General features: G+C 48.0%; 18 protein-coding genes and 1 pseudogene. 18 read left to right on the top strand and 1 reads right to left on the bottom strand.

The genetic code is table 11. The annotated features are described in order from the left end of the window. Positions 1-771: 771 nt before the first annotated feature. The 18 genes from H0S68_RS25590 (at position 772) to H0S68_RS25675 (ending at position 21,430) form a co-directional block, all read left to right on the top strand. Positions 772-1,365, top strand: a complete 594-nt coding sequence (locus H0S68_RS25590; RefSeq protein ID WP_410529535.1) for a tyrosine-type DNA invertase — start codon at positions 772-774, stop codon at positions 1,363-1,365. 453 nt (positions 1,366-1,818) lie between these two features. Next, positions 1,819-2,337, top strand: a complete 519-nt coding sequence (locus H0S68_RS25595) for a fimbrial protein (protein WP_410529536.1) — start codon at positions 1,819-1,821, stop codon at positions 2,335-2,337. Between the two features lie 155 nt (positions 2,338-2,492). Next, positions 2,493-3,197 carry a molecular chaperone gene (locus tag H0S68_RS25600; RefSeq protein WP_410529537.1) on the top strand — a complete coding sequence of 235 codons (705 nt, stop codon included), beginning with the start codon at positions 2,493-2,495 and terminating at the stop codon, positions 3,195-3,197. Between the two features lie 79 nt (positions 3,198-3,276). Next, on the top strand, positions 3,277-5,883 hold the full coding sequence (locus H0S68_RS25605) for a fimbria/pilus outer membrane usher protein (protein WP_410529538.1): 2,607 nt from the start codon (positions 3,277-3,279) through the stop codon (positions 5,881-5,883). A gap of 5 nt (positions 5,884-5,888) precedes the next feature. Further along, positions 5,889-6,935: a fimbrial protein gene (locus H0S68_RS25610; protein ID WP_410529539.1), complete on the top strand. Its 1,047-nt coding sequence runs from the start codon at positions 5,889-5,891 to the stop codon at positions 6,933-6,935. A gap of 65 nt (positions 6,936-7,000) precedes the next feature. After that, positions 7,001-7,546 carry a fimbrial protein gene (locus H0S68_RS25615; protein ID WP_410529540.1) on the top strand — a complete coding sequence of 182 codons (546 nt, stop codon included), beginning with the start codon at positions 7,001-7,003 and terminating at the stop codon, positions 7,544-7,546. Between the two features lie 426 nt (positions 7,547-7,972). Beyond that, positions 7,973-8,674 (top strand): LuxR C-terminal-related transcriptional regulator, encoded by a 702-nt coding sequence (locus H0S68_RS25620; protein WP_410529541.1) that lies wholly within the window; start codon positions 7,973-7,975, stop codon positions 8,672-8,674. A gap of 88 nt (positions 8,675-8,762) precedes the next feature. Then, positions 8,763-9,311, top strand: coding sequence for a helix-turn-helix transcriptional regulator (locus H0S68_RS25625; protein WP_410529542.1), 549 nt, complete (start codon positions 8,763-8,765; stop codon positions 9,309-9,311). Between the two features lie 51 nt (positions 9,312-9,362). Next, entirely contained in the window at positions 9,363-9,821 is a 459-nt protein-coding gene (locus H0S68_RS25630) for a hypothetical protein (RefSeq protein WP_410529543.1), read from the top strand. Continuing rightward, positions 9,818-11,509, top strand: a complete 1,692-nt coding sequence (locus tag H0S68_RS25635) for an FKBP-type peptidyl-prolyl cis-trans isomerase (protein WP_410529544.1) — start codon at positions 9,818-9,820, stop codon at positions 11,507-11,509. The genes H0S68_RS25630 and H0S68_RS25635 overlap by 4 nt, the downstream gene beginning before the upstream one ends. A 127-nt stretch (positions 11,510-11,636) precedes the next feature. Next, positions 11,637-12,734 (top strand): porin OmpA, encoded by a 1,098-nt coding sequence (ompA, locus tag H0S68_RS25640; protein WP_410529545.1) that lies wholly within the window; start codon positions 11,637-11,639, stop codon positions 12,732-12,734. Positions 12,735-12,850: 116 nt separating this feature from the next. Next, complete coding sequence (locus tag H0S68_RS25645) at positions 12,851-13,612, top strand: molecular chaperone (protein WP_410529546.1); 762 nt, start codon at positions 12,851-12,853, stop codon at positions 13,610-13,612. 3 nt (positions 13,613-13,615) lie between these two features. After that, positions 13,616-16,135, top strand: coding sequence for a fimbria/pilus outer membrane usher protein (locus tag H0S68_RS25650; protein WP_410529547.1), 2,520 nt, complete (start codon positions 13,616-13,618; stop codon positions 16,133-16,135). 131 nt (positions 16,136-16,266) lie between these two features. Next, positions 16,267-16,758 (top strand): hypothetical protein, encoded by a 492-nt coding sequence (locus tag H0S68_RS25655; RefSeq protein WP_410529548.1) that lies wholly within the window; start codon positions 16,267-16,269, stop codon positions 16,756-16,758. Positions 16,759-16,879: 121 nt separating this feature from the next. After that, the gene (locus H0S68_RS25660; protein WP_410529549.1) at positions 16,880-17,368 is read left to right on the top strand and encodes a hypothetical protein; all 489 of its coding nucleotides are present in this window, start codon (positions 16,880-16,882) and stop codon (positions 17,366-17,368) included. A gap of 339 nt (positions 17,369-17,707) precedes the next feature. Beyond that, positions 17,708-18,448, top strand: coding sequence for a carbonic anhydrase (locus tag H0S68_RS25665; RefSeq protein WP_410529550.1), 741 nt, complete (start codon positions 17,708-17,710; stop codon positions 18,446-18,448). 632 nt (positions 18,449-19,080) lie between these two features. After that, the gene (locus H0S68_RS25670; RefSeq protein ID WP_410529640.1) at positions 19,081-19,884 is read left to right on the top strand and encodes a DsbA family protein; all 804 of its coding nucleotides are present in this window, start codon (positions 19,081-19,083) and stop codon (positions 19,882-19,884) included. Between the two features lie 64 nt (positions 19,885-19,948). Then, positions 19,949-21,430: an alpha/beta hydrolase gene (locus H0S68_RS25675; protein ID WP_410529551.1), complete on the top strand. Its 1,482-nt coding sequence runs from the start codon at positions 19,949-19,951 to the stop codon at positions 21,428-21,430. 250 nt (positions 21,431-21,680) lie between these two features. On the opposite strand, the pseudogene H0S68_RS25680 reads toward H0S68_RS25675, so the two are convergent. Then, positions 21,681-21,890 (bottom strand): annotated as a pseudogene (locus tag H0S68_RS25680) (glycoside hydrolase family 1 protein); the annotation flags it as partial. Positions 21,891-22,512: the final 622 nt, after the last annotated feature.

The following is a 22,512-nucleotide window of genomic DNA, read 5'->3' on the forward strand; positions in this document are numbered from 1 at the left end:
AATGATCTCCCATTCATCATTTTATGAGTTTTTGGGGTGGATGAAAATTACAACCATGTATTACGACGAGGCCAGCTCATCCTGATCATTGCTGGAGTGAAGGGCTTATGTTTTGTTAATTTTAAATACCTCAGCTATAGCTATTAACTCATAGGGTAATAATGCGAATGATTGAGTGTTGACGCACAATGTTGTCTTGTCAGGTGGAAAGATATTTTTATTGGTTACGAGTGAAATGAGAGTGAGCGTAATGGCTGGGTGGGTTTGAAATCTCAATTATAGATGAAGTAAAGAGTTTATTACTTAAAAATCACTTTGCAAGCCAAATGGTAACTGTTGGTTTAGTGTGATTGGCATCTTTTAAATGCACTTTGTTTTTTTACTTATGATATGTGGGGTGTTGCTGATGATTGCTAATGAGGGTGAATGTGTTTTTTATAAAATGATGGCTATCAAATTGGTTTTGAAATGTGTCCTTTTGTCATTGGATGCTCAACAAAGAGATCTCGTTGCTCGGCTTGTAAATAATAAATTGGAATATCTGTCTGACATTGAACCGTCATACATAGTGGGTGTTAATAAAATTAAAATAATATCACATGATATTTTGAAGGTAAGCCCTGACGGCAAGCAATAGTTTTTAATTAAGTTTGATGAGGGTTGTGTTGCGTTTTCAAATTCAATTTGAGTCGAGGTGGCTAAGTTAAGGTTATTGCATTTGAATTGATGGTGGTGTATTTATTACTCGATGGGTTTTTCTTGGAGATAGGAATGAGAAACGAAAGAAAATATCTGACTGCAAGTGAAATTGAACGCATTCTTAGCGTTGTCAGTCAGGCGCCTAATGCGGCTCGAAATTGTTGTCTGATTTACATGTGTTATATCCACGGTTTTCGCGTTAGTGAGATTTGTCGCCTCACTTGCCAGGACATTGATATGGATGAGGGGGTCATCAACGTGCGGCGATTGAAAAATGGCTTGTCGACAGTGCACCCTCTGGAAGTGCGAGAAAAAGACATTCTTGCCCGGTGGTTGACCGAGCGTATCACTTGGTCGGATGGCGATAGCCCTTGGGTTTTTCTCTCTCAAAAAGGGGGACCACTTTCACGGCAGCAGTTCTATGTACTTCTGAGGAAATACGGTGAAAAAGCGGGCATTGGCGTACATCCACATCCCCATATGTTGCGGCATTCCTGTGGTTACCTGTTGGCTGATTTAGGCACGGATACGCGATTAATACAAGATTATCTGGGGCATCGAAATATTCGACATACGGTGCTTTATACGGCCAGTAACGCTGCCCGATTTGCCAGAATATGGAAGAAAGAAAACGAAATAAATGAAGCACTTTGGACCAAACTGTAATTATTATTACCCACAAGAATTGTCTTGTCAAACCTGGCAGGGATGCCTTGCACTCACATCACCTAACTCACTGATTTATCATAGTTCTCTATTTTAATTTCCTTCCACGCCATACACACCCTCAGTACTCCAACCTTATTTGCAACAAAACCAGATCGGTAAAATAACCATATTGCAACAGTCAATCTTTCTAATGTTGCATGTCTAAGTTCCCGCGGCTCGGTGAATTAAACTTCAAACAGTTAAAACTTCAGTTAGTTACTCTGAATGAAACAGTTTGGTCCAAAGTGTCCGGTTTTTGGCTTTTCGCAGCCGTCCTTCACCAAACTTTTTTATTATCACGTCTTCCGATACTGATAGTTGAGATTAATGATGCGGCGCGTCATTGATTCCTTCGTGTTGTGGCGGGAAAGGCTGTGGAGTACCAATTTCCTATTGTTTGGAGTTTAACTAATGAAAAAAACTTTTCTTGCAGTGATGATGGCTGGCTCGACGCTGATGGCAATCAATGCAGCTCATGCCGCTGACGGTACCGTAAGATTTACCGGGAATATTATTGCTGATGCGTGCACTGTTGATACTGCATCCAAAGATCAAACGGTCGTTCTTGGCGATGTGGCAACGACTAGTTTTGCTGCTGCCGGTGACAAAAGCTCTCCGACCCGTTTCCAGATCAAACTGACCGATTGCCCGGATAACGTGGACCATGTACTGGTCAAGTTTGACGGTACTTCCGACACGGTTAACTCCGATTTGCTGAAACTGGATGCGGGCCAGACGGCAACCAATGTGGGTATCGAAATTGCTGATAGTACCGCAACAGCTATTCCTTTACATACCGCATCTCCAAGCTATCCGGTTACTGATGGTACAGCAACTCTCGACTTTGTCGGTCGCTATGTATCAACTGCAGCAGCCGTTGGTGCGGGTACTGCCAATGGTACCTCCCAGTTCACCATTAACTACCAATAATCTTTCTCGATAGATATGTGCCACTCCATAAAACTTCGGGTGGTGGCGTGTTGAGCATATCCTGAACCCCCGGCCAGCAGACGGAAATATACCGTTTGCTGGTTGTTATCTTAATCGGGTGGAACAAAAAACGGGCTGGTTAACGAGTGTGTCCAATGAATAAAAAACAGATGATTTTTCGCTGGCTGTGCGGTGCGATCTTTTTATGGGGGGGGGTAACCCAGGCAGGGATCATTGTGGGGGGGACCCGGGTGGTGTATGACGGCGGAAAACGTGAGGCTTCCCTCTCGGTCAACAACCCAGATAAACACCCTTATCTCATTCAGGCCTGGTCTGATGCTGATGGCGCGACCGGTGAGAAAAAAGGTGGTGACAAGCCACCCTTCGTCGTGACACCGCCACTGTTCCGGCTCGATCCTGGCAGCGAAAACATGGTGCGTATCATTCGTACCGGCGGCGTGCTGCCAGAAGACCGCGAATCAGTCTACTGGATGAACGTCAAATCCATTCCGGCTTCCGCCAAAAGTGACCGCAATGTGTTGCAGATCTCGGTAAAGACCCGCATCAAGCTGTTTTATCGTCCGGCCGGCATCAAGGCCCCAACGGACGAAGACTATCGGCAACTGACTTTCCGGCGCGCCGGTAATCAACTCCAGGTCACCAACCCGACACCGTACTACATCACCTTCTATTCCCTGCGCATGGGGAGTGTCCCGGTCACCACCACCAACGTCATGGTGCCTCCTCGAGGTACGGCCACGTATCCGCTGCCGGCAGCTGCCAGAGCGGGACAGGTGAGCTGGCAGGCCATTAATGACTTCGGTGGCAACAACAAGACAGTGACCATCACGCTGCAGTAACAGCGTGGGCAAACAGGTAAACGGCAGTGGTGTCGTGCAAAGAGACAACTAAAGATTAAAAGGGCTTGGGGTGTCAATAATGATAACGAGCGCGAAACAACACGATATTCAACCCAATGGAAGACCGGCACTCAGGGTGTCCCGTCTGGCCATTGCGATGGCCTTGCTACTATCGGTCAACCCGCAAGGCTGGGCGGTTGACAGTTTCAACCCGAACGCACTGGAAATCGATAATCCATCGGCCACGCCCGTGGATTTGTCACAGTTCGCTGACAATGGCAGCCAGGCGCCCGGAACATACCGGGTCGATATCTACATGAATGGGGAACAGCAGGATACACGGGATGTCACCTTTGTTGCCGGCGACGACGGCAAGTTAAAACCACGCTTGACACCGGCCCAGCTGGAACAATGGGGAGTCATGCTGAACACGGCTCCTGCGTTGATGGGGCTCGCAAAAGACGCGGTCATCACCGACCTGTCGCGGTATGTCCCGCAGGCAGATGCGCAGTTCGACTTCTCGCATCAGGCGCTCAACATTTCAGTGCCTCAGGCGTCAATGAAGCCGTCGGCACAAGGAGCCGTCGACCCCAGATATTGGGACGAGGGCATTCCGGCCATGTTGTTGGATTACAGCTTTACCGGCGCCAATACCCGTCGGGACAGTGGGGATGGTCATAACGACAGCTATTTCCTGAATTTGCACAGTGGTGTCAACCTCGGGGGATGGCGCCTGCGCAACTACAGTACCTGGAACTACAGCAAGAGCGATCGGCAACTAGGTGAAGGTGAGAGCACAGCCCAGAGTAGCTGGGACAGTATCAATACCTTTATTCAGCATGATGTGGATGCTATCAAGGGGCAATTCACGGCCGGCGAGAGCTATACCCCATCAGATGTGTTCGACAGCATTCAGTTCCGTGGGGCTCAGCTGGCCTCGGACGATAACATGCTGCCGGACAGCTTGCGCGGCTTTGCCCCGACTGTCCGTGGCATCGCCAACAGCAATGCCCAGGTGACCATTCGGCAGAACGGCTCGGTGATTTATCAGACCTACGTCCCGCCGGGGGCGTTCACCATCAACGACCTTTATCCGACCTCATCCAGCGGTGACCTGCAGGTCACCATCCGCGAGGCCGGTGGGGCCGTACGCACCTTCGTGCAACCGTTCTCCAACGTACCAGGCATGCAACGTGAAGGGCGCATGAAATACGCGTTTACGGTGGGGAAATACCGCGCGCCGAATGCGTACGACGACGAGCCGTTGATGGGCCAGGCCACCTTGATGTACGGGTTGCCACATGACATGACCGTGTACGGCGGTTTCCAGACGGCCAACAACTACAGTGCACTGGCGCTGGGTATGGGGGTCGGATTGGGGGAAATGGGCTCTGTATCACTGGATGCCACTCAGGCCTACACCACCCTGGGTCCGGACAGCTACAACGAATCCAAGGAAGGTCAGTCCTACCGCTTCCAGTACTCGAAGGATATCCAGGCTACCGACTCGACGGTCACCCTGGCCGGTTACCGTTACTCCACCCGAGGCTTTTACTCGTTCAGCGAGGCGATGGATTACCGTGCATTTGATGAAGGTAATTATTTCAATATTCACAACAACAAACGCAGCAAGGTTCAGGTCAACCTGACACAAAACCTGATGGGCGGGCAGTGGGGGGCATTGTCCTTCTCCGGCTATCAACAGGATTACTGGAATGAGAGCGGTTACGAACGTAACGCCAGCGTCGGTTACAGCAACTCCTGGGATGGCATCAGTTGGACGCTGATGTACATCTATACCCGATATGCCAATACCAACACCAACAACAACCAGCAACTGGCGCTGAACATTAGCGTGCCGCTTAGCCGTTGGTTGCCGGGCAGCTATGCGACGGCCAGCACGACCAGCGACCTGCGCGGGCGTTCACACAACCAGATGGGAATCAGTGGAACTGCGCTTGACGGTGACAACCTGTCTTATAGCGTGGCGCAGGGGTACGGTAATCGCGGTGAGGGCTACAGCGGCCTGGCCAGTGCGGATTATCGGGGGACCTACGGCGAAGTCAACGCCGGTTACAACTACTTCGACGGTACCCATCAGGTCAACTATGGCATGCAGGGGTCAGTTATTGCCCATCCGTACGGTGTCACACTGGGACAAAGCCTCGGCGGAGACATGTCCTCGGTGGCGCTGGTGCGGGCGCCAGGGGCCAGTGGTACCCGGGTGCAAAATGGCACCGGTGTATATACCGACTGGCGTGGTTACACCATCGTGCCTTACCTGAGCACTTACCGGCGTACACGCGTCGCGCTCGACCCGGCAACGTTAGGAGATGACGTTGACATGAAGGAAAACGTGGCCTCGGTGGTGCCGACGGCGGGTGCGGTGGTGCTGGCTGACTTCAAAACTCACGTGGGTAACCGTGTGTTGATGACCCTGTTGCAAGGTGGCAAAGCGGTACCGTTCGGTGCCACGGTAGCGGTTGACGGCGACGACGACAATGCCGGCATCGTAGGGGAGGAGGGCCAGGTCTACCTGAGCGGCGTACCACAGAGTGGCACTGTGGTGGCGAAGTGGGGCAACGGGGGGGCGCAGCAGTGCCGGGCGAACTTTGCTCTGCCTACGGCAGTGAACACAAAATCGCGCGCCGTGGGCGTGCAGCAGACAACGGCGAACTGTGGATGATGAACATGAACAAAACAATCAACGATAAATGTACGACGCCGAGGATACAGGCATGGCTGCTGCGTGGCGCGGTGGGTGTATTGCTGATGATGGGGTATCAGAGTACATCTTGGGCTGCCGGCAGCTGCAGTAACACTGCAACTGCTTACACTCTGAATTTTGGAAATCTTATCATTCAAAGAGATGCTCAAGTAAATACTTATATGACCGATTACGTTAACGGAACAGGAGCGGCCGTATATAGAGGTTGCTCTGGGTTTAATTCCAATCAGAATCACGCTATAGGTGTTAAAAGCAGGCTTGGAAGCTTTGGTTCTGTTGACGGTCATAATGTTTTCAATAGTGACCTTTCTGGAGTCGGATTTATATTGGGTTCTTTTGGCTCTTTTGCTGGGCAACAAGGGTGCTCATGGAACCAGCGCACCGAAATAATACGAGCGGGACAAACTGACCAACCATCATGCATCATTTCTGGGGATGGTTTTAATCAAAATAACTCTTGGATTTTGCCTTATTTTAGATTGGTGAATACGGGGCCTCTGTCGGGAGGAACTTTGTCCCAAGTAATTGGCTATGTTTGGGGTGGTAGCGCCTCTGATGGATGGTTGCCCGAGGTACCAATTATGGCTACGGGAAGCATAACCATTGCAGCATGTTCGGTTGTTACACCGACAGTTAATGTACCTTTGGGCAGTTTCTTCGTGAATGATTTTACTGCAGTAGGGCATACCACCACTTCGCAACCCGTCCCCATTTCGCTGAACTGCAATGGCGGCGCGCGCATTAATGCCACCATCACCGCCGATGCAGAGACCTCTCAGCAAGGCACGCTAAAACTGACGGCCGGTGCTGGAATGGCAACCAACGTCGGCGTCCAGATACTGGATAAAAACGGCACGCCCGTAGCACTCAACCAGAAGTTTGTCGTCGATACTACTACAGCTGATGGATTATACGACTTTGGTTGGACCGCGCGCTATATCCAAACCGGAAGCTCGGTCACCACCGGGCCGGCAAACGCCTCCGCCACCATGGCGTTGACCTATGAATAATCACCTGCCACAGGCAGCGTCGTTGCCCTCCTGTGAGGCGGGGCGCGTGACCAGAGGAGTATGCAATGTTGTTTAGTCGAATTAACGTGTTGCTCTTTGCTTTGACTGCCACTGCGGGGGCTGTCATCAGCATGGGGTCTCAGGCCGCCGATGTGGATAATATTACCATGAACTTCACCGGCGAGATCCGCGCAAGTACGTGTGATGTGGGTACGTTGTCAAGCGACCAGACCGTCGTCTTGGGTGATATCAGTACGACACTGTTCAACACGCCTGGAGACATGTCGCCTGCCCGGCCGTTTTCGATCTCCCTTTCTTGTCCGGAAGGGGGCCCCGAGCAGGCAAGTGTAACTTTTAGCGGGCAGGCCAGCACGGATAGCACATTGTTGGCGCTGGATGATGATCCCGGCGGTGCTTCTGGTGTTGCTGTCCAAATTGCTGAAAGCGATGGTACCAAAGTGAGTCTGGGCACCAACTCAGCCACCAAGTCGCTGGTCTCGGGTGAAAATGTGCTCAATTTCACTGCCCGATACCAGTCTCTGGTTGAGCGTTCTGCAATAACCCCTGGAGTGGCGAATGCCACTTCCCAGTTCACGATTAACTACCCGTAGTTAACTGAACATGCCACTTCGGCATGGTTCTGAAGTGGCATATCCATTTATGAGAAAGGATGAAAACAAATCGATTTTTATTAAGGGCGTTGAAATATTTTTAACGGTATTAATGTGTAAATTACAAAATCACACGCCAGTGAAAGGTCAAATATGCACAACAAATTTACTCAGACAATGCTTTATTTATTACTTTTTATTTTATTACTCGCGGCCATGGATGTTGATGCATGGTTTTTAACTTGGGCGAGCATTTTTCTGCACCGTATTGTTGCGGCTTTACATTGGTGTGCAAGTCATGTGATGAATTCGCTCTTTGTTGCTGAGATGTAACGTATTATTCCCGAGACTTTTCTGGTGAATGATTAATCGTCTATCCAGAATGTTATGGCACTGAATTGTTAACTATGATCTATGCATGCTCCCATGAAAAAGATATCACGAGCTAATAATGCCATTGCGGTGCTGGCTGAAGACCCCTTGGTTCAGGTTGGGCTTAGTCATTTATTGACAGATCCGGCGCACTCCGTGGTGGCCATAACACTGGATGAGTTGCGGCCGATGTTTCTTAAAGCGGTACCGCCTTTTTCTGGCATCATTATAGTACCATCGTCATTGGAATTATTACGTTGGATTCCAGTTATAGTCCGTCATTGGTTCATCCATAAGGTCGTTCTTTGTCCAGAAAACAAACGAGAGGTATGCCACTCGTTGATTAGTACAAATCCTGCGTTGTTCATGAATACAACCGTGGTATCGATTGATACCGATGTTGAGTTACTTGCGTCAATATTGTTTTGGAAAATAAAAAATTATCCACCATCTGACGATGATGAAATCCAGGTACCAGATTTATCGGTTAGGCATAGCACTGAAGATCCACTTATAACACGGCTTCATCTGTTAACCAAAACGGAATGCAAGATTATGAAGTTACTATTAAACGAACTGCCTCCTGCAAAAGTTGCTCAAATAATGAAACGGGATGTTAAGACTATCAGCGCTCATAAACTGAATGCGATGAAGAAACTCCATGTGTCTGGGGTTGTCGGATTGCACTCATTGTTGGTTAATCCCTCATTCATGCGAGCATTGAATACTCTTTGTCTGGCAAAGGTTCTGGTATAATATGAAATTATACTGGAATTATTTATTGCCAACTCCCGCTATTATATTAGTTGTGGCATCTTGCAATGTCACTCGGGTCGGGGTGTTTATGCTTGCCAAGCGTATTGTGCCTGCGTGTCGTTTTGTTTGTGTGGATGGTAATATCAACTCGTTGTCAGAGGTTATATGTAAGCTCCGGCCTTCTCATGTTTTTCTGGTGCTGGATGATTGTTTTGATGTAATTGATTTTATTCGTGTTATTTCGGGGGCTAAGAAGGCATTGGTATCGAAATGGCATGTTTTTGTCTCCTGGTGTAATTCGGTGGGTTTGCCTGTTTTATGCGAAGGATTGAACGTTAATGTTATAGATATTCGCCAGTCTCTGACATCCTTGTCAAGGGATATGTTGAAGTCGTTTTCTATTTCTTCTTTTATCAGTGAGTCGCTGAAACCCTATTGCTCCCGGCCCCATCTGACCGTTCGGGAGCATGATACTTTATATTACCTGAGTATGGGGTTGACTCTGGAATGTGCAGCATCTCTGTTAGCGTGTAAAAAGAAAGTTGCACAAGTATACCGGGCTCGAGCCATGCGCAAATTACAGTTAAGAAATCAGTCCGAATTGGTTCAATGGTTACCGCTTTGGCGGGGCTGGTAGCGGTCCGTCTGACGTCATCGTGACTTTCAGGCATCACATGATAATGATTTTATGGAGAACAACATCGTGATTTGCAGTAAATATAAGCGTTACATCATTGCTGGGTTCCTGACGGGAATAACAATGATGCTGTTTGGTTGCTCTTCTGAACCTGCAGAAAAAGAAGCTAGCCGCCCATTGCAACCGACTTCAACTGTGGTATCTGCCTCTGCCACTCGGGCAAATCTCGCCTCGCCAGAAAATTCACGTCCCAATCCAGTAATTTTGTGCCAAAAAACACTGGATTCGTTGCAGGTGGTCAATCCGTCGGCCTGGAAAAGACACAAGGCTGAATTCGATACTCTCATCCGTTCGGCCTCCCAGTATGGCGCGGTGCGTGATGGTGTAAGCGATAAAACCAAAGACACGGTAGACGCTATGTACCAGTTCCGTACCAACAAAATTTGCAGTGATATTGAAAATGAAGTCATGGACGCTTTGATATCCCACGGTGAAAAGGCGGCGCGATGAAAAAACTCTGGGGAATTCTCTGGGTATATGGCCTCATCCTGTGCCTGCCTAACAGTGTGATGGCAGCGAAACCTATTGGGAGTAGCAAATCGACTCAACGGGATGTTCCTGCTCTGTTGGATTTCGCTCAACAGCAGGCGAGGACCTTGGACGAAACGCCAACTGCCTCACCTCGGGGTAAAAATCAGGTCAGTGCTGCACGCAATGTAGATAATCGCCGATTGCTGAAGACCATTCGGGATCAACAAGCCATCCTGAGTCGACAAGCCGAAACGATAACACAGCAGAAGGCTCAACTTGCCGCGTTATCCGAAAAGGCCGCTCAGTCGCAGTCACTACAGGCTCGGCTTTCTGATGTACAACAACAGAATGCGCGTGATCTCAATGTACAAGCCACGCTGCGGCAATCATTAGCCAAGGCTGGCGAAGAGGCGAGCTCAGGGATCGTCGCCAAGACCCTGCGATTAAAGAATGACATGCTGACAACACAATTGCAGGCCACGATGGCACAACTCAAAACGGCTCAGGCTCAACAACAAGCCGAACGGCTCAAACAACAGCAAAATCAGAGCGACATGGAAAGTCAGCGCGCTGAACAGGAGAAGCAGCGGCGTGATCTGCAAGCACAGCTGGCCCAGCTTCAGCACGATCGGCAACAAATGGAAACAAAGTTGACGGCAGACCTCACCGAACTGAAGTCCGCGCAGGAAAAACGCAATGCGGGTACAGAACAATTGCAGGCACAACTAAGTGACGCATTGTCGAAATTGCAGGAGAAACAGCAGGCATTACAAAAAGCACAAGCCGCGTTAGCTCAAAAATCAGGGGAGGAAAAACAGCAGCAAGCTGAACTGATGGCCATTCAGACTGAACAGAAGAAAACCGTTCAGGATTATGTGACCCAGTTAAAGGTGGCCGAGCAACTACGGGATGAGGCGCGTCAACAGCTACAGGCCAGTGCGCAACGAGAAACAGCATTGAAATCTGCACTAGCAACGCAACAGACCAGACCGATATTGAATACGGATGGTGAAAAACAGGCTTATGCCGCCGGCGTATCAATGGCACAGGATGCACTGGCGCTACTAAAAACACGGGCGGCGCAGGGATTGATGATGGACAAAAAAACGGTTTTAGCCGGTATACACGATGCGTTTTCCGGTCAGTTAGCCCTGGATGAATCTGCGCGCAACAAGGCACTGTATGACTCAGCCGTTACCGTTAGCCAACGTTTGGTCCAGCAGAAAAAAGCGGCCCAGGTTCAGGGCGATCGTTATCGAACTCAATTCGCTCAGCGAAAAGGCGTGCAGAAAGGCCAGGATGGGGTTTATCTGCGGGTGAACTATGTCGGTACCACACGTCTGGCTCCGACTGACACTGTTTCTGTGGTGGTTAAGGAGAGCCTGCCTGACGGAACGGTTACCAGTGATATGGAAAACTCCGGCAAGGTATTGACACTTCCTCTCAATCAATATCCGCCATTATTCCAGAATGCCTTGGGTCTCTTGGGTAATCACGGTGCGGTGACTCTGGTGGTGCCGCCGGAAAAAGCCTATGGGGATCGGGGCGTACCGCCCAATATCCCTCCAGGGGCCACCATGATTTATGACATTCGCGTTGTTGATGTAGAACCTGCGACTGCCTCATCACCAAATGACGCGGCCATGCTGCCGAATAAAAGAAAATAGTACGGAAAGCGAGTTCAGACCACGGGTGTTCGAAGCGGTCGGTATTTGATGATTTTTTTGTCTGCACCTTTGGTGCGGGTTAACAGGCACGCACCTTCTGGAATGCGTACAAGATGAGAGGTAAATAATGATGAGAAAGACAGTAGTGGTGTTGGCCATGATGATGGCTGGGGTCAGCAGCGGGGCTATGGCATCGGCCGATTCGGGGGCCTGGTATACCGGCCTGAAAGCCGGGTGGTCAGATTACTATAACGAAGATCTCGGTCATCACGTCAGTCAGAACAGCAATGCATCGACCCAATTGGGCGTTAAGGGCGATAACGGTGCCGGCGGCGTATTCCTGGGATATCAAGCGACAGATTGGCTTGCTCTGGAAGGCGGTTATGACTATTTGGGGAATATGCGCGTCAGCAGCAATAACAGCAGTGGCGCCAACATGGAAAACCAGGGTGTTCAGCTGGCTGTCAAGCTTGGCTTGCCGGTCACTGACAGGTGGGGGCTGTATACCCGAATGGGGATGATGGGCTGGCATGCCAGAACCAAAAATGCAGGCCAAGCAATGAATGACGAGGGTATCAGCCCGTTGGCAGCATTAGGTACGGAACTGTCACTGGGTGAGGACTGGTCCATGCGACTGGAATACCAGTATGTATCCAACATTGGGGAAGGGGGAGATACCGGTATCACCGTAGACAATGGCCAAGCAAGTCTGGGCATTATTTATCACTTCGCCCAGCCGGCATTACCTGTACTCCCGCCAGTGACGCCGGCACCGTTACCCAAAACCACGGCACAGACATTTAATCTGCGTTCTGATGTGTTGTTCTCGCATAATTCAGCCACGCTGATGCCTGCCGGCCATGATGCCGTAGTGCAACTTTATCAGGGACTACACCCGCAGAATGCGAAAAGCCTGCATATCACCGTAAAAGGGTACACCGATCGCATGGGCGCCACCGCGTATAACCAAGTTCTGTCAACCCGGCGAGCCCAGTCTGTCGCTGACGTTTTAGTCGAGCAGGGAATTCCGACAACGGCGATTACTGTTCAAGGGGAGGGGAGTGATGCACCGATCACCGGTAATACATGTGACACGATGAAAAGTCGTGATGCGCTGATTACTTGCCTTGCACCTGATCGACGCGTTGTGGTTGACGTCGTTGGTGAGAAATCAGAAGCCACTGTCAACGATCCGAATCCCCGAGCACTTGAAATGCATTTTTAAGCACTGACTGACGTTGTTCTGATGCTTGCAGGTACGGTCGACAACGTCATCAGATTCATCAATGCGTGGCCAAGTGAACGCTTGCGCCACGTTCACTTCAGTAAACGATATTAAAGATGAACATATTATTTAGAACAGCACGAGTTTCAGCCCTTTTAGGTATCGCCTTTTTTCAACTTCAGGCGGGGGCTGCAGAGGTACAAACCCACGTGACAAAGTACGAAACCATTCTCGGTGCCAATCGGATTATTTATAACCCATCCGATGATGGTGTTTCATTATCCGTGACTAACCCACAAGATTTTCCAGTGCTCATCCAATCAACAGTGCTCGACGAGGCGCATAACCCCGCTGATACTTATGTTGTCACGCCGCCAGTCTTCCGTCTTGACGGTAAGAGTATGAACAAGCTCAGTATCGTGTTGGCGGAGGATAACGGAGTCTCAGACAGGGAAAGTCTGAACTGGCTTTGCGTTAAATCCATTCCTCCCAAGAGGGATGATGTTTGGGCTAAAGAAGGAGATAACGAACAACCCCAAAAAAAAGCTGATGTCAATCTGCAACTGTCTTTGAACAACTGTATAAAACTGATTAAGCGGCCGTCGTCATTGAAAGGTTCGCTTGAACACGATGCTAATACCCTTACCTGGCAGCAGAGTGGCCACGAGTTAGTAGCAACAAACCCCAGTCCGTTCTACATGAGCCTGTCCACATTAAAGCTGGATGGAAAGATGGTCAGCAATAACAAATATATTGCCCCGTATTCCTCTTTAAAAGTCTCATTGCCTGCTGCCTTTGGCAAGGGGCGTAACGTTTCTTGGCAGGTTGTCAATGACTTTGGGGGTAACAGCCAAGTTTACACCAAGAGATTGAATTAAATCGTGCTCTGGCGCAAGGGTATTTTTCCTTACCTGTTTGTCGCGTACATTATGGTATCTAAGGGCAGTGTTGCCAAAGACTATCACTTTGATACGGATATGCTTGGGAAGGCTTATTCTGGAGTGGACCTGTCTGTGTTGAATAATGGTGGTCAACTTCCCGGTTTTTATTTTGTCAATGTAATGTTGAACGGCAATTTGGTTGACAGCAAAAAAATTAACTTTAAGACGGTAAAGGGTAAGAATAAACAGGGTGTATTGACACCCTGTTTGACGCTAGCGGAGTTGGCATCTTATGGGATAAAAACGGATGCGTATTTTTCGGTGCCTCAGAGCGATTTCGTATCTGATTGTGCTGATATGACTGCGATTGCGCAAAGTACGGTTGACTTTGATTTCAATGCTCAGACGCTTTCTATCACAGTGCCACCGGATGCAATATCTTCTACGCAGTCCGATATTGCGCCAGTATCTCAATGGGATGACGGTATTCCGGCGTTATTGATGAATTATTTGGCTACCGGTCAACGTATAGAAAGCAAGGGGACGGGCGAAAAGAGCCGTCAGGATGCTCTGTTTGTACAGATGACCCCGGGGGTGAACGTGGGGGGGTGGCGCGTGCGGAATATGAGTAACTGGCAGAAAAATGGCGGCAATGGTCAGTGGCAGAATGCCTATACCTACGCCAGCCATGGTATCAATGCTATCAAGAGTCGGATAACTGTCGGGGACAGCAGTACGCCATCAGATGTGTTTGACAGCCTGCCTTTTCGGGGGATTATGTTGGGCACGGACGAGAATATGGTTGCACTTTCGCAACGTGAGTTCTCACCCGTCATTCGTGGGGTTGCACGAACGCGTGCAGAGGTAGATATTAGTCAGAATGGTTATACGCTTTATCATACGGTGGTTCCGGCCGGTCCGTTTATTATCTCTAATATGCCAACGACCCCTTCTGAGGGTAACATCGATGTGACAGTAACCGAAAACGACGGTTCAAGGCATTCTTTCTCTGTGCCCTACATTACACCACCGGTAGCCTTGCATGCTGGTTATCTCAAGTATGGTTTAATCAGCGGCTGGTACCGTCCTTCAATAGCAGGGACAACCTTTGCGTTACAGCAAGCCACTGCACTCTATGGCCTGCCCAGGAATTTAACCATTTTTGGTGGTATCCAGTCAGCCCCTGGCTATGGGGCTGCGGCATTGGGGCTCGGGGTTCTGCTCGGACATTTTGGCTCTCTGTCGGTTGATGTCACGGGACAACAAGATACCCGAAATTCAGACGCTAGGCATGGTGGTGACGTCTGGCGCATCCGTTACCGTTGGTCCGTAGCCCAGGGCGTTTCATTTTGGTTGACGCAACGCCATTTATCGGCGAGGTATACAGGCATAACTGATATACCGACACAGTGTGACTCCATTAATTGTCAAAGAAAAACATCGTCGCTTCGTAATGAAAGTCAGGCGGGATTGTCATGGTCGCTCGGATCTTGGGGAGGCCTGAGTGTTAATGCCACTCGGCAGAATTATTACGCCAAGCCGGACAGTAATGTCAATGTAGGGGTAGGCTATGGCGTGACCCTTCCGGGAAATGTGTTTATGGGGCTCAACTTCTCCCGTCAGCGATATGAACGTGCTCACGGTGGAGCCTCTCAAGAAAATATATTCAATCTTACCCTTAGTATTCCGCTGAATTACTTTGGATCAGAAATGTATGCGAGTTACCAGATGACAAGCAGCCAAGATCGTAGCCAACAAATAGGCATTCAGGGCGCCACATCCGGACATCAGTTACGCTGGGGAGTGCATGCTGATTCCCGGTCAGTCAATAGCGGTGAGGGCGCGCAACAGCAAAGTGGAAGTGTTGATCTCAATTATAAAGGTACTTATGGCGAACTTGCCGGCAATGTCAGCCAGAGCCGAAGTATTCGGCAGTCCAGCGCGACGATATCGGGAGGGGTGCTTGTACATGATCATGGGCTGACATTGGGGCAGACTATGGATGACACGATAGCGTTACTGGCATTGCCGGGGGCCACTGGCGTGCCTGTCGGTAATCTTCCCGGTGAAAAAACGGACTATCGTGGGTACGCCATTGTTAATGGAGTTACTGCCTATCAGGGAAATACGCTCACTATTAATCCGTTGTCTCTACCTACAGATGTGTCTGTTGAACGAGCAGACTCATTGGTGGTACCGACCTACGGGGCAGTGGTACCCGTCAGGTTTAGTACGCATAAAGGTGCAAAAGTATTCTTCAAGTTGAAAAATGGAAATGGCCAGGACATTCCGTTTGGGGCGCTGGCTAGCCTGGAGGCAGACAAAACGAATACCGGAATTGTGGGGGAACGGGGGGGTATCTATATGACCGGCATTCCCGACCAGGGGCGGCTTAATATTGTTTGGGGGGATGGGGGAAAGTGCAGTGCGGATTTTAAATTAATTACCCATGGTGAGTTATCTAAAAAATTTAGGCATGTGGCACTGGTGTGTGAAATATGGCGTGCGGCACAATCCTAATTTCATATTTTAAGCAATAAATGTGATTAACTAATTGTGGTTTCTATATATAATTGGTGTGAGATCCATGGTATTAGTGTGGGTTTTTGGTGGTCATCATATATTAGTTAACTCTAACCAGAGGTATTTGTATGAAAAATATTCGTCGACTCGCTATTGTTGCTGCAATCATTTCCAGTGTTTCAGGTATGGCATATGCCGATGGAAGCGCTGCGTCGGCATCCGCGCAGGTGCAGGCTTCATTCTCACTGACGAATCCAGGTACGGTGAGTACAACATGGAACCCTGCCGGGGATATGTCTGTCAATTCAGCCTCTGGGACGGACATTGGCAGTTTGGATATTTCATTTTCGGGTGGCAATACGGTTGTCATCAAGGATGCTGCCGGCCCTGAAATGCAGGGGCTCTTTACCTGGAGAAATGATAGTGATACAGGGGTAAAGTTGTATGCGAAAGCATACTATCAGGGCAATGCGTTGGACATGAACACCGCGGGTGAAGCTACTATTAAAAACCTTGATGGGAAAAGCAATATTCGGGTGACTTTTAAAAAGCAGGCGGGTCTTCAACTTAAAGCTGGAAGCTATTCGGATTCATTGTTGGTTGATTTGTACACCATGTAAGTTTTATGTTCTATTCTTTTATAGTGGTTGTTTTTTATTGAGGAATTACCCTTCTTTGTCTATATGCGTAAAGTAAAAAGATGAAGTGATGTTAATTTATTTTTTAGCAAGGAAAATGAAAATGAAATTAAGAAAAATGTGTTTTATTTTGGGGGCGCTTGGATGTTTGAGTGCTGGTTCTGCTTTGGCTGATACGATGCTGGCATCTTCCACTGTGTCGGTTGATGCGGCTGTTCAAGATCCTGCATCATTGAGCTTAAGTTGGACGCCGTCTTTAGTTTCTTTGACACGTTCATCGGCCGTGGGTTCTGAAATTGGTACATTACTGATTAACACTACTGCTGCGGCTACGCAACAAAGTTATTTCCTTATTAAAGATGCTGCGTCTAATAATAAATCAGGTCTTGTCACATTTGCTAATGGTGACAAAAGTTTTGGCGCAAAGCTATATGTTGGCGGCTCGGTTTTGCCTGTTGATATCAATGGTAATTCCAGATTAACCACTATCGCACGCGACCAATCTGTTGTATTGAAAACTGCCGTTGCGCTAACATCATTACCAGCGGGTAAATATTCTGGGGTTATTCAGGTAGAGTCTTATGTGATTTAATTTTTAGTTCCCGGGCACCCGTGATAGAGGTGTTCGGGAATATTTACTGGAGAGTAAAGTGGCAATGTTATTTTTTTCTGTTATATTGTTCGTTTTTTCAATTTTTGCTTTCTATATGCATTTAAAAAAAATGGTTGTAAGTGAGTTGGGAAAATGAGAGTGACAGAGTGGAAAGTTAGATGGGGCTACCTTCTGCCTCTTGTCGAATCCGTATTATATACATGCAGTTCTCTAACAAAATGGCTGTTTCAGTACGCTTTACCGAGTGCTATTGCCTATTATTCATTAGGTGAATGGTTCAATAAGTTATTAATTAGATAAACTGGACTGGATGGCGTTATGAAAAATAATTTTCCTGCTCACCTCTCACGCAGGGCGATCCTGAAACGAACGCTTGTTGTTTCTGCCCTTTCGGTCACAGGGATAGCAGCTTTATCTGTGCCCTCCATTTCTTTTGCAGTAACACTTAGCAAAGAAGAACGTGATGGCATGACACCGGATGCTGTTATTGAACATTTTAAACAGGGTAATTTGCGCTTTAGGGAAAATCGGCCAGCTAAACACGATTATCTGGAGCAGAAACGTAGCAGCGTTGCAGGCCAGTATCCGGCTGCTGTAATCCTTAGCTGTATTGATTCACGTGTCCCGGCAGAAATTGTACTGGATGCGGGGATCGGTGAAACGTTTAATGCCCGTGTTGCAGGGAATATCAGCAATCGCGATATGCTGGGCAGCATGGAGTTTGCCTGTGCCGTTGCTGGCGCAAAAGTTGTGTTGGTTATGGGACATACCCGGTGCGGTGCTGTTCGTGGTGCTATTGATAATGCTGAATTAGGACATCTGACGGGATTGCTGGCAGAAATCAAGCCTGCGATTGAAAAAACAGCGTACAGCGGGGAGCGTAAAGGGGGGAATTATGATTTTGTTGATGCTGTCGCCCGAAAAAATGTCGAGTTGACCATCGAAAATATCCGCAAAAATAGCCCGGTGCTGAAACAACTGGAAGGCCAGAAGAAAGTCAAAATCGTCGGCAGCATGTACAACCTTGTTGGCGGAGTGGTTGATTTTTTCGAAGTATAATGTCCGTACGAAGTAGGCTACGGCTCGGCGTTACCACGGAAAACATCTATCTGCGTAAAGGTATTCCCTTATGGCGAGTAGTTGATAGAGTGCTGATTAGGGCGGTTGATGTTATCGCTCTTAAAGAATAGCTTTACACTCCGTTAACGGGAGTTGATTGAGGGGATATCAACAAAACATAGCGCTAAAGCCCCAGGGTTTACTGTCAAGGAAATCAATCATTACAAGCAAATTATTTAACGAAAGCAGGCTGTCACCGGGATGTTGAGTTTTCCTCCGCACTGACACTGCTCAGATTAATGTGCGCTGTTCGGGGCATTTTCCCAACGTGGGTACGCATTATATTAATAAATCACCATAAGGACAAACACGCAGTGAAACTGAATAATCTTGCTCTGGTTATTATGTTGGTTTCGGGGGGCATGGCAATTGCAGCTGCTGATGAGCAATCTGCAGATGTACCGATAACTGCAGCGTCCGTCACCGTACCAAACCCCGTAGCTACTCCCTCGCGGATCCAGCAGGCTTCATTAATAGAAACACGTCAGACAAGCCGTTCCCCTGTAGCCCCAGACCCAAACACGAAAGGTGCGGAGAATAAAGATGAAGGGGCTAAGGCAAAATATGTTCTCATGCAGGCATCCTCTGTTCACCCTTCGCCTCCGACCGTGGCGGCTCAAATTCAGACACAGCGATTTACTCCGGAGCAGGAGGCCCGTATAGGCGAAGTGACACGGGAATACCTGCTGGCGCATCCTGATCTTCTGGTGGCGGTCAGCCGTAAACTGGAGGCTCAGCTACAAGCGCAGCAACTCGATGCCATGACGCAGGCGGTTCTTCGTCATCAGGAAGCTCTACTTAATGATAAGTCCACGCCGTCATATGGTCCGGATGATGCGAAGGTGGCCTTTGTGGAATTCTTTGATTACCAGTGCTCTGTCTGCGCCCGTCAAGCGCCAGTCATTAGGTCTCTGATGAAGGCGAACCCGCAGGTGCGTTATATGTTTAAGGAGTGGCCGATCTTTGCTCAACGCTGGGAACCTTCACTGATGGCAGCAAAGACAGGGCTTCAGGTCTGGGAGCAGAAGGGAGGGAATGCGTATCTGGATTACCACAACGCACTTTATGCGACCGGTCACGATGAAGGTAAGCTGACACAAAAGGATATTGAAAAAGCTGCCGCACTGGCTGGAAAGCTGAGGGGAAATAATGACGGAATGCTTGAGGTGCTGTCACGAACGGATGCGCTGGCACAGAGCCTGGGGTTACGTGGCACGCCTGGTATGATAGTGATGCCGTTGAATGGTGCCACAGCAGATAGCGTGACGGTTATCCCGGGGGGCGCGGACCTGAGTACGCTGCAGGCTGCAATTGATAAAGCCGGTTCGGGAAATCCCCCTTCTATACCTAGAAGATCAGGAGCAGTGAAAAAATGAAGTGAGCATTATTAATAACAGATAAGCATTTCCCACAAGCTATTTCATACAAGAGTGAAACCTCATGATTAATCAACTTAACCTGGAAAATATTATCGCCGAAGCTGATTTGGATGCTATCGCGATGACACTCTACAATAAATATTTCGGAAGTCGGGGGAGTGTTGAGCAGCAACCCCGGTTGCCCGATAATGCAACTGCTAACGAACTCCGTATTTATGACGATGCCATGTGGTATTGGAATGCAGAGAAAAGTTCCTACTCAATTGATTACATAGATGCAACTGGTGTGAATCAAACTCTGTACGGATACTTTCTAAAAAACGGGAGAAGCAAAAAAACAGCCATGATTGTTCATGGCTGGACTGCTTTTGCTGCAGAGATGGGAGGCTGGGCGAAAATTTATTTTGACTTGGGTTATAACATTTTCACTCCTGACCTCCGGGGGCATGGACGTTCCACTGAGGATACCATTAATTTTGGGGCACTGGATTCATCCGATCTGGTGAAATGGGTTGAGGTATGCTGCGAGAAAGAACCGGAAACTGAAGAATTTTCATTGTTTGGTATATCTATGGGGGCTTTGACAACACTCGGAGCAATAGGAAAGTTTCCCGAGAACCGGAAAATTATGCTGTCTTCACTATTTGTTGACTCTGCTTTTGATGATGCCCAGACATTACTCACTTTGGAGCTTTTTCAGGATCCTGCTGTTCAGGGGCTAGATATTGTACAAATGCTTATCATCAAGCAGAAGGTAGATGAATTGTTTAAACGGTACCAGGGTGCTTGCTTTAGTGATCTGCTTACGTCTTCTGATGTTAAAAAACTAAGTCTTCCAGTGTTAATTATTCATGGCACTGAGGATGCATTGGACACCCTGAAGGTACCGTATAACATATTTTCGGATGTTATGACAAACCAGAAACAATATCTGCTGATTGAGGGGGCTGGCCATGCCGGATGTTTCGGCATGGATTATGCGGGTTATAAAGATACTGCCATTAATTTCCTTGGCCGTCGGGAGCTTTCCCCCCTTATTTCTGGATATAACTTACCTCATCTTTATATTGTTAAAAACTCAGAGGATATTGGTGATGTTCATCTGCCAGTAATGGATTCTGTTGATGGAGATTTATCAAGGGAGATCAATATACGTGATATTGATTTTTCAAATGCTGGGTTATACATGGCTGAAGCCATGGTGGTTAACAGCAGAGGAGTTAGCTCAAAAAAGACACTGGAAGTTATGTATTTTAATGGTGGCGTGGATAAATTGACTGCAATACCTTATGCAATAGGTCAGCCATATGTGTATGTGTTGTATCCTTATTTAAAAGAGGATATTTCCATTGCCTTGCTTGGTATATATCAGAACGATGGCAGCTACCATGGCAGAGGAACCCCTGATGTGAATGATAATTTTGCATTTTTTAATGTATCCGATGGGGTTGTTAATTCAGAAAGTGCTCGCGTTGAGGTAACTGTTGTGTCGAAATTATCAGGAACTGATGTCGTTAGTGTCGACATCCTGAGCGTTAAGTGAAGTTTTATTTCAATTTTAAATTGATTAAGTAAGATAGCAATTAATATCGCAATAACGGGCGTCCGATTTTATGTTTACATATTACATATTACATTTACTCTGGCGTTATAATAAATAAAATATTGGATGAGCAGCAGGTTCCATAATTGCAGATCTGGTGGTGAATGGCTTGTTGTTAAAATAACTTAAGCAGGGGGGTGAAACACCTGATAAGAACCTAGTCCGATATCCCTATCTGTCAGGCTTGACTTACTCCATCTTCGCCCGATTTCAATAGTTTATTTCCCCCGCGTACCACCTCGTAATTGCCGTCACCGCTGCTTGCTTCAACAGACTGGGTAGTATAATAATTAAAGACGATGAAATCTGGGCGACCCTGTTTCAATATCTCAGCGTCGCCGGGCAGTATTTAAGGGGTATACCATTTTTCTTCCATGTAACACCAGGCAAGAGTGTTGTATTCCAATGCTTAATGGTCATCAGGAATGGCTTGACGGCCTAATTCGAGCAGCAAAGAAATAATTAACTGTTCCGTTTTTCACAAACAGACTGGATAACCTGGGCGCGAACTAACTCTTTATCAGACATAGTCACCAACATTTTTGGGATCCCTGAAGTCACAAAAGCTTAATGACCCACGTATCGCTGCCTGTGATGTGGTAGAATTCCCCTTCTGGGTGGGTTGTAATACATTGAAAATGTTAAAAAAGTACAGATAATGCGCATTATGTTAAATTGCATCAATGGATACGCACCAGGCTATTTCTTTAGACTCTATCTCTCCTCACCTTCAGTCTTTGCCTGCTTCTTTCGCAGAATTTGCTGAGGTTTCATACCTTGGCTATTGTTCTGGTTTTAACATTTTTAACTTCAATCATTGATCGCCGTGCCTTGATGAAAACGCATCTGCCATCGAACGCCATTCTCTTCTGAGTTTAACAACGAGATCGACGGTCGCAATATACAACCGGCATCACCGCCATCAGCAATGCGGTGAAAACGTCGGTATGTAATGGCACCGAAACCTTCGGCATTGCAGCTAAACACAGGCTGCTCGGAGAATCCTTCCAATGTCAGGGCGA

This window comes from Serratia sp. AXJ-M (assembly GCF_046531865.1).
Classification (GTDB): Bacteria; Pseudomonadota; Gammaproteobacteria; order Enterobacterales; family Enterobacteriaceae; genus Serratia; species Serratia liquefaciens.

What these genes read in the sequence shown, in the direction of transcription:
- H0S68_RS25590 (WP_410529535.1), top strand. Translation starts at nt 772, where the DNA reads ATGAGAAACGAAAGAAAATATCTGACTGCAAGTGAAATTGAACGCATT.
- H0S68_RS25595 (WP_410529536.1), top strand. Translation starts at nt 1,819, where the DNA reads ATGAAAAAAACTTTTCTTGCAGTGATGATGGCTGGCTCGACGCTGATG.
- H0S68_RS25600 (WP_410529537.1), top strand. Translation starts at nt 2,493, where the DNA reads ATGAATAAAAAACAGATGATTTTTCGCTGGCTGTGCGGTGCGATCTTT.
- H0S68_RS25605 (WP_410529538.1), top strand. Translation starts at nt 3,277, where the DNA reads ATGATAACGAGCGCGAAACAACACGATATTCAACCCAATGGAAGACCG.
- H0S68_RS25610 (WP_410529539.1), top strand. Translation starts at nt 5,889, where the DNA reads ATGAACAAAACAATCAACGATAAATGTACGACGCCGAGGATACAGGCA.
- H0S68_RS25615 (WP_410529540.1), top strand. Translation starts at nt 7,001, where the DNA reads ATGTTGTTTAGTCGAATTAACGTGTTGCTCTTTGCTTTGACTGCCACT.
- H0S68_RS25620 (WP_410529541.1), top strand. Translation starts at nt 7,973, where the DNA reads ATGAAAAAGATATCACGAGCTAATAATGCCATTGCGGTGCTGGCTGAA.
- H0S68_RS25625 (WP_410529542.1), top strand. Translation starts at nt 8,763, where the DNA reads ATGCTTGCCAAGCGTATTGTGCCTGCGTGTCGTTTTGTTTGTGTGGAT.
- H0S68_RS25630 (WP_410529543.1), top strand. Translation starts at nt 9,363, where the DNA reads ATGGAGAACAACATCGTGATTTGCAGTAAATATAAGCGTTACATCATT.
- H0S68_RS25635 (WP_410529544.1), top strand. Translation starts at nt 9,818, where the DNA reads ATGAAAAAACTCTGGGGAATTCTCTGGGTATATGGCCTCATCCTGTGC.
- ompA (WP_410529545.1), top strand. Translation starts at nt 11,637, where the DNA reads ATGATGAGAAAGACAGTAGTGGTGTTGGCCATGATGATGGCTGGGGTC.
- H0S68_RS25645 (WP_410529546.1), top strand. Translation starts at nt 12,851, where the DNA reads ATGAACATATTATTTAGAACAGCACGAGTTTCAGCCCTTTTAGGTATC.
- H0S68_RS25655 (WP_410529548.1), top strand. Translation starts at nt 16,267, where the DNA reads ATGAAAAATATTCGTCGACTCGCTATTGTTGCTGCAATCATTTCCAGT.
- H0S68_RS25660 (WP_410529549.1), top strand. Translation starts at nt 16,880, where the DNA reads ATGAAATTAAGAAAAATGTGTTTTATTTTGGGGGCGCTTGGATGTTTG.
- H0S68_RS25665 (WP_410529550.1), top strand. Translation starts at nt 17,708, where the DNA reads ATGAAAAATAATTTTCCTGCTCACCTCTCACGCAGGGCGATCCTGAAA.
- H0S68_RS25670 (WP_410529640.1), top strand. Translation starts at nt 19,081, where the DNA reads ATGCAGGCATCCTCTGTTCACCCTTCGCCTCCGACCGTGGCGGCTCAA.
- H0S68_RS25675 (WP_410529551.1), top strand. Translation starts at nt 19,949, where the DNA reads ATGATTAATCAACTTAACCTGGAAAATATTATCGCCGAAGCTGATTTG.